This is a genomic window from Myxococcales bacterium (assembly GCA_012517325.1).
Taxonomy (GTDB): Bacteria; Lernaellota; Lernaellaia; order Lernaellales; family Lernaellaceae; genus JAAYVF01.
In genome coordinates this window covers 56,114-72,298 of sequence record JAAYVF010000122.1, presented here as the reverse complement: position 1 = coordinate 72,298, position 16,185 = coordinate 56,114, and the positions used below count along the sequence as shown (strand labels likewise).

The window sequence follows — 16,185 nt, the reverse complement described above, 5'->3', positions numbered from 1 at the left end:
GGCTCCGCGACGCGGACCGCGAACGGGAAAGCGTAGCCTGACCGGGCTTCGCCTTCCCCCTCGGGGGAAGGCGACCGGCTGGGAACCCTCAACCGAAAGAGGATCCTAACCCAAAGTGCGAAAGATTGTTGACACTACCCAAGGAAAACCCGGAGCGTTACTTGTTGATCGACCTACTTTATCAAACGGTCATCGCGACTGAAGGAGCGAACAGCAGCGGACAATAGGTAGTCGTTGATCGATTCGTTACCGGTCGTACTTCATCGGCACGACGCCGCGCAGGCCGCGCAAGCCCACCCACAACGCCGCCGCCGAGAGCAGAATCAGAACCAGGAAGGGCCAGGGGCCGTAATACGCCTTGCACGATTTGAAGAAAGTCGGGATCGCCCCGACGATCAGCGCCGTGCTGCAAAAGCCGAAGGCGAGCGCCGGCCGGCCCGGCAGCAGCACCGATACGGCGACCAGCGTCACCGGCATGGTCATCTGAAACAGCAGCATGCCGATCACCACCACCGGATAATCGGCGCCGCCAAAGACGATCAGCGGCGCGGAAAGCAGCAGCGCGCCGACGCCGACCCGCAGCCAGCCGAAACGATCCGCGAGGATTCCCCCAAGCGCCTTGCCCGCGAACGCCGCCGCGCCGAGGCTGAAGGCGACGAAGGTCAGCTTGGGGCAGGCATAGGCGCCGCCCCGGCCGACCAGCGAGCGGACGGCGATCGAAAACAACAACAGCAGCAGCAGCGCCGCCGCGTAACGCGTGCCGCCCTTGCCCGGCGGCTCGGCGAGCCGCACCGGCGGATGGGCGGACCGCCAGGCCAACAGCAGCGACAGGCCCAGCGCCAGCAAAAACGGCCATTCGATCACCGCGGTATGTTTGCCGGTGAAGGTGCCGATCGCCAGGCCCAGCGCGCCGGGCGCGACGAAAATGCCCGGCGGCGCCGCCCGGCCCGGATCGACGTGCAGCGACAACGCGCCGGCCGCCACGTGATACAGCGCGTTGCCCAGCGCCACCAGGACCGCCGCGGCGACCGGGTTCACGTGCAGAAACAGCACGCCGCCCGCGACCAGCCCCAGGCTGGCCAGGATCGACGGCCGCAACAGTCGCCAACGATCGAGCAGCGGGCCGATCGCGCCCTGTCCGGCGAAGGCCAGCATGTCGTAGCCGAAAATCAGGTAAAAGGCCTGCCAGTGGGTGAGGTGGTGGGCGAATCGGGTGCCGAAGAGGGTGGCGACGCACGCGGCGTCCACCACGGCGTGGATCAACCCGTGCGAGACGGCGAACGAGCGCGGATCGCGCCACGGAGCTTTCACCCGCCGCCTCCTCGGTTTCGCCAACCCGTGAAAAACACTGAAAATTCTCCCGGGCTAAAAAGGATTGTCAGATAACCGGCAACTATGATATTATTTTGGTTGACGGATGACAACCAGATTCCACGCGCGACTCGTCAAATTGATTCGGACCGGAAATCCGCCGGTCGGCCGCAAAGGAGTTTCGTCATGTGGAAGTTCGCTGCCCTCGCTTTTCTGACCGTGTTGCTGGCTCCCGTACTCACCTGGGCCGATGCCGCCGATACCGATGTGGACGACGACACGGTCAATTATACCTGCGACGATTTTTGCGCGCGCGTGTCGGCCTGCAGCCCCGCGTGCGTCCAGATCGACTGCCAGACTTTCTGCGAGCAGATGCCGTCGACCCTGATCTACTGCACCGAACTGACCGATTGTACGGCGTTTGACGCCTGCGTCTGCGAAACCGACGACGATTCGCCCGTCGCGGATGACGACGACGGCTCGCCCGGCGGCGACGACGACGACGACGAGGCCGGCGGCGGCGATGACGATGTCGCCGGCGGCACGGACGACGACAACGATAACGACAACGACGACGACAACGGTTGCCGCGTCGCCGCGCATACCGACGGCGCGGGCCTGACATTCGTCATGCTGGCCGTCGGGTTGGCGGCCTTGGCCTTCAGTCTGCGAAAAAATCGGTAACCTGAAAATTCACCCGGGGGGCGCGGGAGATTTCCATTGGATAAGCCCTATGTGTGGGCGGCGGTCGCTTGGGCGTTTCTGGTTTGCGTTTCCTGGGCCGACAGCGGCGATCCCTATATCGAGCCGGCGATCGATCCGGCGACCTGCCGGGAATTGTGCCGGGTGGCGAACGAATGCCGGGCCGATTGCCGGTTTTTGCAGGAATACGATTCCTGTTTCGATTTTTGCCTGGACTTGCTCGACGCCGACCGCCTGGCGGACTGCCGCTTCGCCGAGGATTGCCGGGAATTCAATTACTGTTTCTGCAATTCCAAGCAGGTCAGCGAGGCGACGCCCGAGGCTTGCGGCTGCACGGTCGTCGAGGCGGACCGCGGCGGCGCGTGGCTGACGGCGCTGTTGTTGGCGATCGGCGGGTCGTCCCTGGTGTTCAGTTTGCGAACGAAGGGAAGGAAGTAGTAAGCTTCGATTAACCCATGGGGGCATGGCGGAGGTAGGAACCGATGAAGTTGTCGCTTTTTACGGTCGCTTTGTATTTTCTTTGTCTTGGCGGTCTGGCTTGGGCGGATAGCGCCGACACCGATTACGGCCCCAGCCCCGAGGAAGTCACCTGCGACGATCTGCACACTCAGGCCGAGGCTTGCCAGCCGTCGTGCATCGATCTGAATCACTACACGAGCGATTGCCTGGGTTCGTTCAACAGCGAAAAGCTGGGAACCTGTTACGGCTACGAAACCTGTGCGGAATTCAACGCCTGCTTCTGCGACGCCAAGAAAAACTCGTCGGATGACGACGACGACGATGACGACGGCTGCGGCTGCGTGATCGGCGGCGGCGCCGACGGCGCCGGCCTGGCATTCGCCATGCTGGCTCTGGGTTTGGCGGCGCTGGCCGTCAGCCTGCGGAAAAAGCGGTAGGATTCGGCTGCACATTTTTATTTTTGGGAAAAGAGAAGCGCGACAATGAAAGTATGTTTTGTCGTCGTCTTGTTTTTATTGAGTCTGACAAATATCGGTTTTGCGGATTATGCCCCGGCAGATGACGACACCGCACCCGATCCGGACGTGACGTCTTCGATGTGTCGGGAGATGTGTGAAACAGCGAAATTGTGCCAGGCCGACTGTCGCTTTTTGCAGCAGTACGATTCCTGCCTTGACTTTTGCCTGGATCTCCTCGAGGACGATCGATTGGAGGCTTGCCGGCAATACGACGATTGCCGGCAATTCAATTTTTGTTTCTGCAATGCCAAGCAAGTGAATGACGAGGTTCCCGAAGCCTGTAATTGCACCATCGCCGGCGACGCCGAAAGCGCCGTGCTGACCGGCGCCCTGCTCGGCGTGGGCTTCGCGGCGTTGTTGCTCGGGCAGCGCCGCAAACGGGATTAGCAAACGGCTCCTCCGATCATTCCAAACGGTACGTCGGTAATTAGAGAAAAACCGCGAATAAGACGGAATTGGTGGATAACTTTTCAGCACACCTTCAACCTCGCTCCTCGGTTGAAAGTGTGGCACCTCGGAAGTCGTCAATCACCACGAACGAGGATCACGAATAGAAAACAAAAATTGTTTCCCATTCGCGTTCATTCGCGGTTCCAATCCTGTCATTGCTGCTCGGGTATTGCGCCGCTCGCTATTTATTCACCGGCACCAGCAGACCCTGCTCGACCATCTCGCGGATCGTCGGCAATTTTTCGCCGTTCCACAAACCGCGCTGCAAGGCGTATTCCTGCATCGCCCGGACGGCGCCCACGTAATCGTCGGCGTCGTTTTCCTCATCCTCGTCCAGGTCTTCCGCGTAGGAATCGACGGAAAGGTGGGCCGGGAACGGCTCATTGGGCCGCATCGTGCCCCAGACGATCTCGCCCAGGCGGCGCACCTGGTCCGGCGCGTCCCACCGTTGTTTGCTGGAGTAATCCGCCAGCGGCAAACCCTTGGGGTTGTATTCCAGCGGCGTCGGATTGGGCACCGCCGTGTAAGTGCCGTAATCGGGGGTCATCGTGAAGACGTCGTACATCGGGCTGGTGTGCTCGTCGTAGACGGCCATCGGCGGCAGGCCGAGGATCATCTCGATGGTCATCCAGATGGAGGACATCGAATACAGCGCGCTGCTGATGTAGCCGTGCTTGGCCCACGGCGAGACGACGATGACCGGGGAGCGGTGCGGGTCGACATGGTCGGCGCCCGATTGCGGGTCGTCCTCGAGGATGAAGACGGCGGTTTCGCTCCACTTGTCGCTGTGGGTGATGTAGTCGATCAGCTTGCCGAGGCCCGCGTCGTTGTCGCCGACGTAATAACGCGGTGTCGGCGCGCCGGCGTCGGAGCCGTTGGAGTGGTCGTTGTGCAGGCTGATGTAGACGAATTCCGGCCAGATGCCGGCTTCCCATTCGCGGATGATTTCGCCGGCCTTGATCTCGTCGGAAACGCCCAGGTTCCAGAAGCCGTACTTGAAGTTGAAATACGGCGCCAGGTCGGGCAGGTCGCCCAGCGTGAGCACCTGGCCGTAGGCGCGGAACTCGACGCCGTTATTGTACAGGTGACGGAAGATGCTGCCCTTGCCGCCGCAACTGGCCGGCTCGATGTTGGCCAGCGGATAGCGGTAACTGCTGTCCGCTGCCCAGGCTTTTTCGTCGTAGTCGTTGGAATACATCAGAATTGACCACATGTGGCCCTGGAGGCTGACGTTGGCCTCGGAGTAATAGTTGTCGCAGATGGTGAACTGCCCGGCGAGGTTGTGGCCGTTGGGCGTGTAGTCGGCGCCGAAGACCAGGTTGCTCGGGTCGCGCTCGGCGCCCTCGAAGTCGCCGTAAACCTGGTCGAAGGTCTTGTTCTCGCGCATGATGTACACGACGTGCTTGATCTGCTGCGAGGGTGTGCCGCGTTCGGTGGGAATCGGGCTCTCGAAATCCATCGTTTCCCAATACAGTTCGGTGCGGGTCAGGTTGTTCATCACCTGGTCGGTGTAATCCGCCAATTCGGTCGGCGTCGGCAGGGCGATTTTTTCCAGCGTGCCGTTCATCGAAACCCCGGCCTTGGATTTGGCGCTCGGGATGCCGCCGCCCTTGCCGTTGGTCACGTACAGCACCGACTGCGATTCGTCGAGCGCCACCGCGGTCGGGTAGTAGCCGGTCGGGATCATTCCCGTCTGTTCGCCGGTGGCCGTGTTGAACACCACCACCGCGTTCAGGCCGGCCGCCGCGACGTACAACGTGGCGTCGTCGCCGCTCAGCGCCGCGTCCAGCGGGCTGGCGCCGAAGAACTCGTCGGAGCGGTACACCTCGTAGGTGTCCAGCAGTTCGCGCGCCGCGACGTCCACCACGCTGATCGTGTCGTTGTCGGCGTTGGCCACGTAAAGGCGCTGGCCGTCGGACGACAGCGCCATGCCTTCCGGGTGCAGCCCGACTTCCACGTCGGCCAGGCGTTCGCCCTGCGCGACGTCGATCACGGTGATCGTCGAGTCGCCCCAGTTGGAGACGTAGGCCTCGTCGCCGTCGGCGGAAACGAGTACTTCGTAGGGATACAGGTTGGTCGGCGCGACCTGGTCGGTGACGCCGGTGGTCAGGTCGACGATCTGCAGGCCGCTGCCGTAGGAATTGCAGATCAGCAGTCGGCTTTCGTCGGGCGTCAGGGCCAGGCCGGCCGGCGTGAGCATGCTGGGGATGGTGCGCGACAGGGTCGGTACGCCGGCGACGACGTCGTATTCGCCGATCGTCTGCTCGGCCCCGTGGCTGACCCACAGCTTGTCACCGGCGGCGTTCGCCGCCAGGCCGTGAAAGGCGAAATCGGTCGCCGCGGCGCCCAGGACGGCGAAGGCCGTGCCGTCGACGATGTTGATGCCGGGGGTGCGCATCGAGGATTCGACCACGTCGCCGGACGGCAGTACGAGCAGGTTGGTCGGAAAGTTGTAAACCGGCAGCAACTGGCCCGCCGGGGTGATCGTCCGGCCGTTGACCATGACGATCGATCCGTCGCCCGCGTCGCCCGGATGCGCCAGTGCCGTTTCGGTGGGCACCGGCTCGGCTTTTTTACTGGTCACCCCTTGAGCCTGGGACGCGGTTGCGGCCGAGTCGTCGCCGGTTTGTGATCCGGCGCAACCGGCCAAAAGCAATACCAACAGCAATGATAAAATGCGTTGCATGGCGATTCACCTTCCCGACAAGTGATCGATGATCCATCCAGAGTAGCAAACTCGCCCAGACCCCGCAAGCAAACGAAGAAAAAACGAAGGGAGGGCGTCAGGCTACCCGTTCGCCAGAAGCCGGCGCGATCATTCCAGGCCATGATGCGGTCTGGCCATCGGCGAACCGCTAACCGGGGAGGGAGGCTCTATTCACCCGCCGCAAGCGATCGGCAGACAAAAGGAAAACAGAATGACAGTCGGCTGTCACATGGTTTGTTTTTCACGGCTTCGTTTTTACCTTTAGAATCCCATTGACCAACTGGACTTGCCCGTGACCGTACAAAATACGGTGAGAGTCGCGTACAACACCGAGCACTCGAATGTATTTTGCGCGAAAACTCGGGTCGGGTTGGGCGGCGGCCGTTTTACCCCCCGCCCGCGCCGTTTTTCGCCGCGTCGCAGGCGGAAAAATAAAAAATAGAAATGAAAAATATTAGGAAAATGGTCAATTCAAGTTTTAATTTAATAATCATCCTATTCATCGGCCTGACGCCTGAATTTGTTTGATTGAATCCTCGATCCAGAGAATCGTTTTTGGATCCTCCGCCGTGCGTCTGGCACGTCGCAAGTAGGATTCGGCGGTTTGATAATCATTTCGAGCGAGGGCCGATTTGGCTAATTCAACCTGTAAAAGAGCTGCCGGTTGCCCGGACAGCCGATCGGCGATGGCGATTAATAAGGATTCGCCGGCATTGATCTGGCCGGCATTGGCGATCCTCCCGGCCACCGACATGGTGACGGAGGCCAAGCCGTTTTGATTTAGGCCGGTTTTCGCCGCCGCCATCAGCCGCTGCTCGGCTTCATCGAAGCGGTTTTCACCGGCGGCGATTTTTGCCAAAGCCAACAATGAGTCGGTATAGACCGGATCGTCCGGCTCGATTCGACGCAGATTTTCCTCCAGGAGCCGGCGAGCTTGGGAGTTGTCGCCCATGGCTTCCCTGATTGACGCCTCCACAAGATTCACCCCCGGCTCTTGCTCGGCGATCAAGACGGACCGCAACAAACGGACTGCTTCGAGCGCCGCCGGCCAATCGTGCGCCAATTGGCAGGCGCGCACTTTTGCCGATCGCAACGTATAAAGGCGAGCCTGATCCGATTGGTTTTCCGCCAATAACGGGACAAGGCGGCGATCAAATTCCTTCGCCGGCACGAAGCCGGCGGCCGCCAATGAAGCCAGGCAGGTCAGCGCCTCGACTTTCATGCCGAAATCGGCGAGCGGTGAAAACAATACATCGAATTCCCGCTGGGATTGTTCGAGGTTTCCTTGGCGCGCCAATGTTTCCGCGAAATGCAATCGCGCCGGAAGGTCTTTTGGGTTTTCGGCCAGCAACCAGAGATCAAGGTCGGCCGTTTTTTCACCGCGCAATTCGGCGGCCAGACCGGCCCCGAACTTTTCCCGCGCCTCGGGAATCGACAATCCGGATGGCGTCAATGCGGCGCGGCGAATACCCAGCAGTTCCCCCGGTCCGGGATATCCGGCGGCCAGGGCTACCGTCACCGTCGTGAAAAAACCGACAACGATGTAGATGACGGTGATCGCAGTGACGAGGTTTCGCGCCCATGGCGATTTTTCTTCGATCCGGCGTGCGGAAAAAAGAGTCCATCCTGATAATGCCAGATAAGCGGGAAGAATGTACCTGGGTACCTGGGGTTTGAGTAAAAAAAAGAACGCTAATGGCGCGGCGATAAAAACAAAAAACGTCGCATCCAAACGATGCCAATCTTTCTGTCGAAAACGCAGGAAAAGCAGAACCGCTAGAGTTATCACCAAGGGAAAGCCACGGTAGTCGATCAAAATGACCTTCCAATAGTAGCAAAGGTTGGCGCCGATCGATCGCGCGGAAGAGGAGAGAGACGTATATTCACTCGCGACCCGGTCGGCATGCAAACCGATCCAGATGGTCGGTGGCAGAACCGCCGCTAACAACAACGACAAGCGCCGTAACCGGATTGCCCATTCGTTCTCAAAACAGAGCAACAAACCGCCTGGAACGATAAACCACAACGCCGTCGCCCGCGAAAGAGAGAAAAATGCCGCGATCAGGACCGCCGCGAACAACCAGCCGAGCGGCTGCAGCCGATCGGCATTGAAAAAAAGTGCCATGAGCACGGCGACATTGGCGATTTGTACCACTTCCAAACTATAGGAACAGCCTACTTCCCAGAAGGTGGGTACGACCAAGAACGTGGCAAACGGTAAAAGCGAGAAGAAACGATGGTTGCCGAGAGCCATGCCAAAAGCCAGAAAAGCCAGGCAGGCGATGGCCCAGAAGCCGACAATCGGAATATCCAGTGAAGCAGGCGCGCCGCCGGTCGATCGCAGCAGTCCAGCCGCGGTTAAATAAAGAAGCGGCATGTGGTTGGCGCCATAGGATAGTAAAAGTCCGCGAAGCGTTTCGCTGCCTTCCGCCGAAGCCCGAGCCACGGCGAGAGTTGCCGCGAGATGAGCATGCCCGTCGCCGCCGCTGGGTAAAACATCGCACCACTGCCAGAAACCGAGCGCTAAAAGTGCCGAGAAAAAAAGAAGAATGGTGATAATGGTCACAATTAGGCGTTGGCGCGGCCAAGCAATTTCATTCGCCGATTTGCGCTCGTTTGGGTGAGTAACCTGTCCGGATCGACTCATTGACCGTCCCGGGCCGTTGATTGAAACCCCATTTGCCATTGACGGGCAAAGTTTAACCGATTCGGCGGCGGGTCGCCAATTAATTTATCATCAAGCGAAAAAGGGCGGTCAACCGCTCAAAAATCAGCATTGCCGTGCAATTGTCGGCGGTCCGGATCGGGTTTTTCGGCTGGCCGAAATCGAGGGTAACCTTGAAAAATAACTCATTTCAACCGGTTAGCGAATCGGTCGGCCGAGCTTGAATCCGGAACGAAAAATGCATATTATTCATGGGGCAGTATTTTCAGCATGAAGCCATCAAGAAGCTCTCTTGTCGGGTTGCCGAAAAGACAGGAGGTGTACCTTGAAAACGGATCTTTCCTTCCTGGCATTTTTCCTGCTCGCTTTCGTTTTTTGCCTGACCGCCTGCGGGGGTGACGATTCGTCCGCGGAGCCGGATAGCGGTGCGGGGCCGGGTCCGGGACAGGTGGCGGACGACGATCAAGCCGACGACGACGACCATTCGGGCGTCGATTTCCCCGGCCGGCCGCTCGACCAGGCGCCGGACGGCGGGATCGTCCGGCTTTCGCCTTTCCGTCCGATGGATACCGAGGCTCCCGTGATCGGCGAGGTCGACGAGGATGACGACGATCCGCCCGACCAGGAATACGCGCCGGTTCTCTGCCGGTTGCCCGATCCCGAGGGCCTGGGCGAAGGCACCCTGATCGGCGGCGGGGTGTCGGTCGTAACGCAACGGATCGTCTATATCTACGACGACGAGACCTGCGCGCCGCTCGCGAACTCGTTCGTTTACCTGGACAACAATCACGACGGTTATCAGACCGACGGCGAAGGCCGCGTGGTTTTCGCCGCCGAATCGGGCGAACATCTGCTGACCGCATGGCACGAGCACTACTGGCCGTGGACCTATCGCACCGATCAGCCGGTCGCCTATTTCCGCCTGCACTCGGCTTACAAATCGGATTATTACTATGCGGATTCGGTACCCGGCCGGTTTTTAAGCGACGGTGAGGACTTGCCGCTGGTCAATCCGCAAACGGTGGATGAGGCGTTCACCCAGCCTCTTTTCGGCGGCGTCCTGCTGCCCGGGTTGCCGCGCCAGGCCTGGTTGAATTCGACCAGCCTCAATCTGTTTACCGAGGATTATTTCCGGTTTTATTACGAAGCGGCAGGCTATACCGGCGACGTTGACCTGCCGACGAATCTTTACCTGCCGAGCATCAGCATTCTGTTTGAAGTGCCCGGCATGCAGATCTTCGGCTTCTACGGCGCCAACACCGCCCTGCAGGTGCCGCTGCTGAGCAGTCTGCCGGATAAATCGCTGCAAGGTTTCGTGTTCCAACTCGACGCGGCATCGGTGGTGAATCTGGACACGATCATCGCCATGATTCAGGCGGGTTGGCACAACGACGATTACCTGGCTTACATCCTGCCGCTCGTCAAGCCGCTGTTCGAACGCGGCCTCAAGTTCCCCTACATCGGCGCGCGGCCGTCGTGGGACGGCAGCGGAGCGCCGGACTTGGAGCTGGCCGCGGTTCCCGCCGATTGCGAGCGGATTGATTTCTCGGTGGTCAATCCGGAGGACGGGGCCGACTATTTCTTCGTGCTCGGCGCCGAGATTCCCAACCGGGCCTTGTTGCCGCTGGCCGTCGGCGCGTACGGTTCGGAAACGTCGCTGCTGCCCTTTACGCGTGTTCCCGACGCCGATTATCTCGCCCTGGGGATCAAGACCGACGTCTTCGCCACCGCCGGCGAATCCTGCCGCGCCGCCACGGCGACCCGTTACGCCGAAAGTCCCAACCATTGGAACCACTACGGCGTCATTTTCGACAACGCGGATTTCCTGCCCTACTTTTCGCCGGAAACGACCTATTACGATGCGGCGACCGGCACGCTGCATTGGGGTTTCGAAGGCAAGTTCCGGCCTCGGGTGGATGCCTACCTGGTTTTCTACGTGCCGGACGATTTCAACCCGGTGTATGCCTGGATGATGACGCTGCCGGGCGACCTGAACGAGTTGCAGTTGCCACTGGCCCCCTTCGGCATCGCGCCGTCGGAAGACGACATCATCCTGCTGGTGGCGTTCGACATGCCGGCGGATTTCGATCCCAATCATTGGGATCCCTCGGCGCTGTTCGGCTACGACATCGAGAGCATGAGCCTCTGGGTGCACCCGGATTTGATCACCTTGTTTGGAGGGTGAAGTCGCACCTTTGGCGATGTGCTGGCAAACCCTCACCTCTGATTCCTCTCCCTTTTGAGGGCGAGGAAAAAAGTGAATGGGCCGTTGCTGAAAGCGTGGCACCTCGGGCAAGGTCGACCGATGCCGGTTTTCTCATTCGTATTCAGGCATGTCCGCGGGTGCCACGGTCTTCGATCCCCTCGGGATCGATGGCCGTGCCCATTTGAGTAGGTACGATTAAAAACCAAGGGCGCCCCGAAAGAGGCGCCCCGGCAAACCATCCGGCGAGCGGCTCAGCAGCCGCAGCCGCTGTCGTCATCATCGTCGTCGTCACTCGCCGCGTCGTCGTCGCCCGCCGCGTCATCGTCACCCGCCGCGTCGTCGTCGCCACCGGAATCGTCATCGGCGGTGTCGTCGTCGATGGGTCCTTCGCCCGGCACGGCGGTAACGTCGACCGAACAGGTGATGACACTATTGGTCGGATTGGCGGCAACGACAACGGCCTGGAAATCGTCGCCGTCGCCGACCTGCAGGCCGAGAGGAACCCATGGCCAACCGGCGGTACCGTTGTTAAACCGGCCGACGATCACCTTGTTGGCGCTTGGGCCGGCCTGGACGACGCCGAATTCCAACGCGTCGATCGAATCGCCCGCGACGGTCAGGTCCAGCTCGCCGGAGCTGTATTCGCCGGGAATGTTCACCAAGAGGCCGCTGAGCGAGCCCGCGGGCAGGGTGACCGTCCAGGTCGCCGGCGAGTCGCCGGCGGTGATTTCCTGGTTCCAGTTCAGTTCGCCGACCGACAGCAGATTGTAGGAAAAGTGTTCGGGCGTGACGGTCGGGTTCCAGGTTTCGACGAAATAGTCGGCGGCGATCGCGGTGGCCATGTCGCCGAAGAACGAGGCGAACGAGGTGGTCAGGCCCAGCGTGATCAACTGGTCTTCGACGCTGACCGTGCCGGTCTGGTCGTCGGCGTTGATCGCCTGCAAGAGCGGCGTGCCGCCGTACTCGTACAGATAAGTCCCCAGCAGCAGCGCCGCGCCGTAGTTCACCGATTCGGAATCGCCGTAGAACGAAGCCGTCGGATCGGCGACGAAATCGGCCAGCCAATCCAGGTCGGTGTCGTAGCCGGTGACGATCATCGCCGCCTCGGCCAGCGCTTCCGACAGCCAGAGGTCCTCGTTCAGATCGTGCACCATTTGCAACATGTGGTTGAACTCGTGGGCTGTGACGCCGAGCATGTAGGCGGCGCCCGGATCGTTCAGCGTGGCCTCGAGGTGCAGCATGTCCATCTGGTTGCTGTGGGTGCCCGACAACTGGTCGTCGTAACGGTAGAAACCGTCGAAGCAGGAGCCCATGAAGCAGCCGATTTCGTAGTAGAGCAGCACGATGCCCGGCCAGCCGTCGACGTCCGGCGGATCGCCGTACACCGTGGTTTCGATGTCGTAGATGCCCTCGTCGGGATCGATGCTGCCGGCCGGCGTCGCCTCGTCCCAGGCCGCCAGCACGGCGTCCACGTCGGTCTGATCCATCGTCGCGTTCCACTGCGCGTCCTCGACGAACACGTAACCGTGATCGGATACGCCGCGACAGGTCGCGGTGATCTGCTTGTCTTGCGGCGGCATGACCGACAAATCCCACACCCAGAAGGTGCGGCTGTCGCCGACGACCGGCGCGGGATCCTTGCTCGGCGCGGCGGGCGGCGCGGTGAAATTCATGAAGGGGCGCAAGGCCCAGGTGCCGGATTGTCCGGCGCCCGCGGTGGCGGCCCAGACGAGAGCCGCGAAAAGAATCGCCAAGGATAATTTTTTCATCGGTTTGGTCTCCAGCCAAATTTTTGTTCAGCATACCCGATCGGCGACAGCTTGCGGAAGGGGATGCTCGAATTCTTGTCGAAGCCGCCGTGCCGTTTCGAAAGCGGGTAAGAGATTTATTTGGCGGCGACCAAACGCCGGCGAAAAGATTGGAAAAATGGCAACAAGCCCAGGTTCCGATTCGGTTCGAGATAATTACCGGGATCGGATTTTGGGGCGACGATCAAACCGGCCGCCGAATATTGTCTTTCCAGCACCAAGCGCGAACACAATTCCACATATCGGCTCAGATAGGAGGCATCGGTGAACTCAGGGAAAACCGGGAAATGCCGGCTTGAAACCGAAACCGGTGAACGCGATTTTTCGTGATCTTCAAGCAACATCAGGTAACCGAGCCAGGGCGCTTCCGCCACATCGCCGAATGCTTTTTCGCGATAAGCCGTCCAAAGATCGACCGCGCTGCCCAAAGCTTCCTCGGTACGATTGTTGAAATTGTTGCCGAAAGAAGGACCGATATGGGATTTCAGCTCCAAGGCGGCGACGAGGCGGTTGTTTCTGAGAATTAAAACATCCCATTTTTTTGTCGGCCGGAAATAGCCAGGTAGTTCCAAATGGCGATCCAAAAAAACATCGTCCGACCGATATCCGGAATGCAGTGCGATGTCGCGAAGAATCAACGCGAAATGATAAAGTTGACCGCCGCCCGTGGCGGCTTTGCGGTTTCCTTGATCGTTCCTGGCAAACGAAGCCTGTTCGTCGCGTTTACTCCAGAAGTATTCGACCGCTTCGGAGGCTCGTTCCCTAATCCAGGGGCTGGACAGAAACCGACTCATCGTTCGCTGAACTCCACGTCGAGTTTGTCGTACAAATTATTGGTATTTTGAATTTTCAATAGAGCTTGCCGGCAATAAACGGGGTCTACCTCGATACCGACGCTGTTCCGTCCCCATTTGGCCGCGGCGATTGAACTGGTTCCCGTTCCCAGGAAGGGATCGAGAACCGTATCACCGACAAAGCTGAACATGCGAATGATTCGTTCGGCGAACTCGAGCGGATAAGGCGCCGGGTGTTGATCCGTCTTTGCGCCGGTCATCGTCCAGATTTGCCGGAACCAATTGTTGAACTCGTCCTTGGGAAGGCGCGAAAGTTCGCGTTGTTCGTCGGTCGGTTTCCGATATCCGCCTGGTTTGCGCTGCATGAGAATGAACTCGATGTCGTTCTTGACAATGGCGTTAGGTTCGTAAGGTTTGCCGAGAAACTTGGACGTTGTGTTGGCCTCGAAAGCCGCGTTGGAAATTTTCAGCCAGATGATCGGATTCAAATTATCGAAGCCGATTTTCCGGCAGTTGACCGCGATATCCGCGTGTAGCGGAACGACGACATGACGGCCGTTTTTTTTGCGGGAGAGGCAAACGTCCCCGACGTTGATCACCAACCGTCCGCCGGGCGTCAGAACCCGATAACTTTCTCGCCAGACCTTGGACAATTCAGCCAGGAAATTCTCGTAATCATCGATATGACCAAGTTGTCCGGGGTGATCACGATAATTTTTCAAGGTCCAATAGGGCGGCGAGGTTACCACCAAGTGGATCGACTCGTCGGTGATCTCGGGCATATCCCGGGAATCGCCGCAAATAATGCGGTGTCGGGTGGATCGGCAAACGGTATCCTTACTCGTCTCCGATTGGGATATCTTCAGAATCGGCTGCCGGTTCATTTTCATCGGGTGGTGTCGTCTCGCTTGGTTCTTCTTCATCGGGAGTGTAGGCGGGTTGATGCCGCATCGCAATCCAATGGGTGATTCGGTCGAGGAAGAAAAGGACGGCACCCAGTACCAGTAATAAGTTGATGAAAATCGCCAGATTGTTCACCCCCGGCCGAAAGGCGGCGAAGAAGCCCAGGGAATCGCGGTAGAGCCAATCCATCGTCTGATCGAGGCGCAGGAAAAACGCGTCACGGGACGAGGCCGGGAACCAGACCGCGGGCGAGGCGGCGTCGCCCAGTTCGAGCGGCGGTTGCGGCGGCGGCAAGGGCAGGAGATCGGACATCACGCGCGGTTTCGCGGCCAGGTGAACCGCGGCGCCCTCGTACCAGGCGTTGCCGAATGAAGCCAGCAGGGCGACGACAAAGAGGACGCGCAGAACGTTTTTCCAGAGCTGGCCCTTCATGTCCCACAGGTGATACCCGAGGAAAAACGCCAGCCCGATCAGGTACGGAAACCAGAACGGCAGCGTGGCGCCGGCGTCGAGTTGCGCGGGGTCGAGAAAATTGCGGGCGACCGCGCGCAGGCCGACGGCCAGCCAGAAAAACAGGCCGAACAGGCGCAGGGGATATTTGGCTTCGCTGTCGCCGCGCATGACGAACGCCCCGAGGATGCCGAAAAACAGGGGCGGAAACCAGCCGAAGACGCCGTAGAAAGGCAACGTCCGCAAGGTCTCGGGCAGCGCGCGGGTCAGGATCAGCGTTTCGGAAATGCGGCCGGCGTTGAACAGCCAGAAGCCCAGGCCGCGCAACAGGTACTTGAAAAGAAAGGTCTCGGTCGAAACGGCGGGCGAGTAATACTCGAAGCGAAAATGTCGCCAAAGCGGCAGGCCGTCGGGCGCATTCAGCGGGCCGCCCCAGGCGGCGGTGTTGATCAGCAGAAACGCGGCCACGCCCAGCGTCAGCGGCAGCAGAAAGGCCAGGGCATAGCTGGGCCGATGGAGAATCCGGCGGACCCGCGTCAACACCCAGAGCAGGAAAAGCGGCCAGATCAGCAGAAACGGATCGTCCAGCAGCGGCATCAGTCCCAGGCCGGCGCCGAGCATCAGGCGCAGAACCAGCCGGTCGTCCTGGACGGTCAGTCGGAGAAGAGGATAGATCGTCAGTCCCATGGCCAGCAGTCCGAAGACGGGCGGGGCCAGGCGGGAGGCGTACACGGTAAGCGGTGAGGCAACGGCGATCAGCAGCACCGCGAGCACCGCCGGACGCGGGCGCAAGCCGATCAGCAGGCCGCTCAAACCGACCAAAAGCAACGCCGTGGCCGCCGCGATCGGCGCGGCCAGGGCGGTGATTTGCGCGGTGAAGCCGAACGGATCGGCGGGGTTGTCGGCGAAAATCGCGCCGATGATCCGGCCCGCCCAATAGAAAGGCAAGGCCGCCAAGGCCGCACCCGGACGTTGGCGAAAAGCCGGCGGGAGGCCGCCCGGCGTCGCGGGAAGCAGATCGGCGGCCGTGGGCTCGACCGAAAAACGCGCCAAGGCGCGCACCTGCGCGTAGGTTTCGCGCTCCAGCGGCGTGGTCAGGCCGCCGATGCCGGCGGCAAACCAGATCGCCAGGGCAAACCACAGCAGAATGCGGGTCTGGGGACGGATCATCTGGCCTCGGCAAGTTCGCTGCGGCCGACACCAAGCCGCCGA

Annotated in this window: 12 protein-coding genes; 5 read left to right on the top strand and 7 right to left on the bottom strand. The window is 60.3% G+C overall.

Annotated features, from left to right (window positions below):
• Positions 1–246: 246 nt before the first annotated feature.
• Positions 247–1,311: an MFS transporter gene (locus tag GX444_20130; protein NLH50891.1), complete on the bottom strand. Its 1,065-nt coding sequence runs from the start codon at positions 1,309–1,311 to the stop codon at positions 247–249.
• Positions 1,312–1,497: 186 nt separating this feature from the next.
• On the opposite strand from GX444_20130, the gene GX444_20125 reads away from it, so the two are divergent.
• The 4 genes from GX444_20125 (at position 1,498) to GX444_20110 (ending at position 3,377) form a co-directional block, all read left to right on the top strand.
• Entirely contained in the window at positions 1,498–1,995 is a 498-nt protein-coding gene (locus GX444_20125) for a hypothetical protein (protein ID NLH50890.1), read from the top strand.
• A gap of 36 nt (positions 1,996–2,031) precedes the next feature.
• Entirely contained in the window at positions 2,032–2,451 is a 420-nt protein-coding gene (locus tag GX444_20120; protein NLH50889.1) for a hypothetical protein, read from the top strand.
• A 44-nt stretch (positions 2,452–2,495) separates the two neighbouring features.
• Positions 2,496–2,909 carry a hypothetical protein gene (locus GX444_20115; GenBank protein ID NLH50888.1) on the top strand — a complete coding sequence of 138 codons (414 nt, stop codon included), beginning with the start codon at positions 2,496–2,498 and terminating at the stop codon, positions 2,907–2,909.
• 171 nt (positions 2,910–3,080) lie between these two features.
• Positions 3,081–3,377, top strand: a complete 297-nt coding sequence (locus GX444_20110; protein ID NLH50887.1) for a hypothetical protein — start codon at positions 3,081–3,083, stop codon at positions 3,375–3,377.
• A 244-nt stretch (positions 3,378–3,621) separates the two neighbouring features.
• Here GX444_20110 and GX444_20105 read toward each other — a convergent pair whose 3' ends face one another.
• Together GX444_20105 and GX444_20100 are read right to left on the bottom strand one after the other, a co-directional pair.
• Entirely contained in the window at positions 3,622–6,126 is a 2,505-nt protein-coding gene (locus GX444_20105; protein ID NLH50886.1) for a beta-propeller fold lactonase family protein, read from the bottom strand.
• Between the two features lie 520 nt (positions 6,127–6,646).
• Positions 6,647–8,794 (bottom strand): hypothetical protein, encoded by a 2,148-nt coding sequence (locus GX444_20100; GenBank protein NLH50885.1) that lies wholly within the window; start codon positions 8,792–8,794, stop codon positions 6,647–6,649.
• A 343-nt stretch (positions 8,795–9,137) separates the two neighbouring features.
• On the opposite strand from GX444_20100, the gene GX444_20095 reads away from it, so the two are divergent.
• On the top strand, positions 9,138–10,997 hold the full coding sequence (locus tag GX444_20095; GenBank protein ID NLH50884.1) for a hypothetical protein: 1,860 nt from the start codon (positions 9,138–9,140) through the stop codon (positions 10,995–10,997).
• 272 nt (positions 10,998–11,269) lie between these two features.
• Here GX444_20095 and GX444_20090 read toward each other — a convergent pair whose 3' ends face one another.
• The 4 genes from GX444_20090 to GX444_20075 all read right to left on the bottom strand — a co-directional run bounded on the left by GX444_20090 (position 11,270) and on the right by GX444_20075 (position 16,143).
• Positions 11,270–12,787, bottom strand: a complete 1,518-nt coding sequence (locus GX444_20090; protein ID NLH50883.1) for a hypothetical protein — start codon at positions 12,785–12,787, stop codon at positions 11,270–11,272.
• Between the two features lie 116 nt (positions 12,788–12,903).
• Complete coding sequence (locus GX444_20085) at positions 12,904–13,620, bottom strand: restriction endonuclease (protein ID NLH50882.1); 717 nt, start codon at positions 13,618–13,620, stop codon at positions 12,904–12,906.
• Positions 13,617–14,504 carry a site-specific DNA-methyltransferase gene (locus GX444_20080; protein NLH50881.1) on the bottom strand — a complete coding sequence of 296 codons (888 nt, stop codon included), beginning with the start codon at positions 14,502–14,504 and terminating at the stop codon, positions 13,617–13,619. The genes GX444_20085 and GX444_20080 overlap by 4 nt, the downstream gene beginning before the upstream one ends.
• Entirely contained in the window at positions 14,458–16,143 is a 1,686-nt protein-coding gene (locus GX444_20075; GenBank protein ID NLH50880.1) for a hypothetical protein, read from the bottom strand. Before GX444_20075 ends, GX444_20080 begins: the two co-directional genes overlap by 47 nt.
• Positions 16,144–16,185 lie beyond the last annotated feature (42 nt).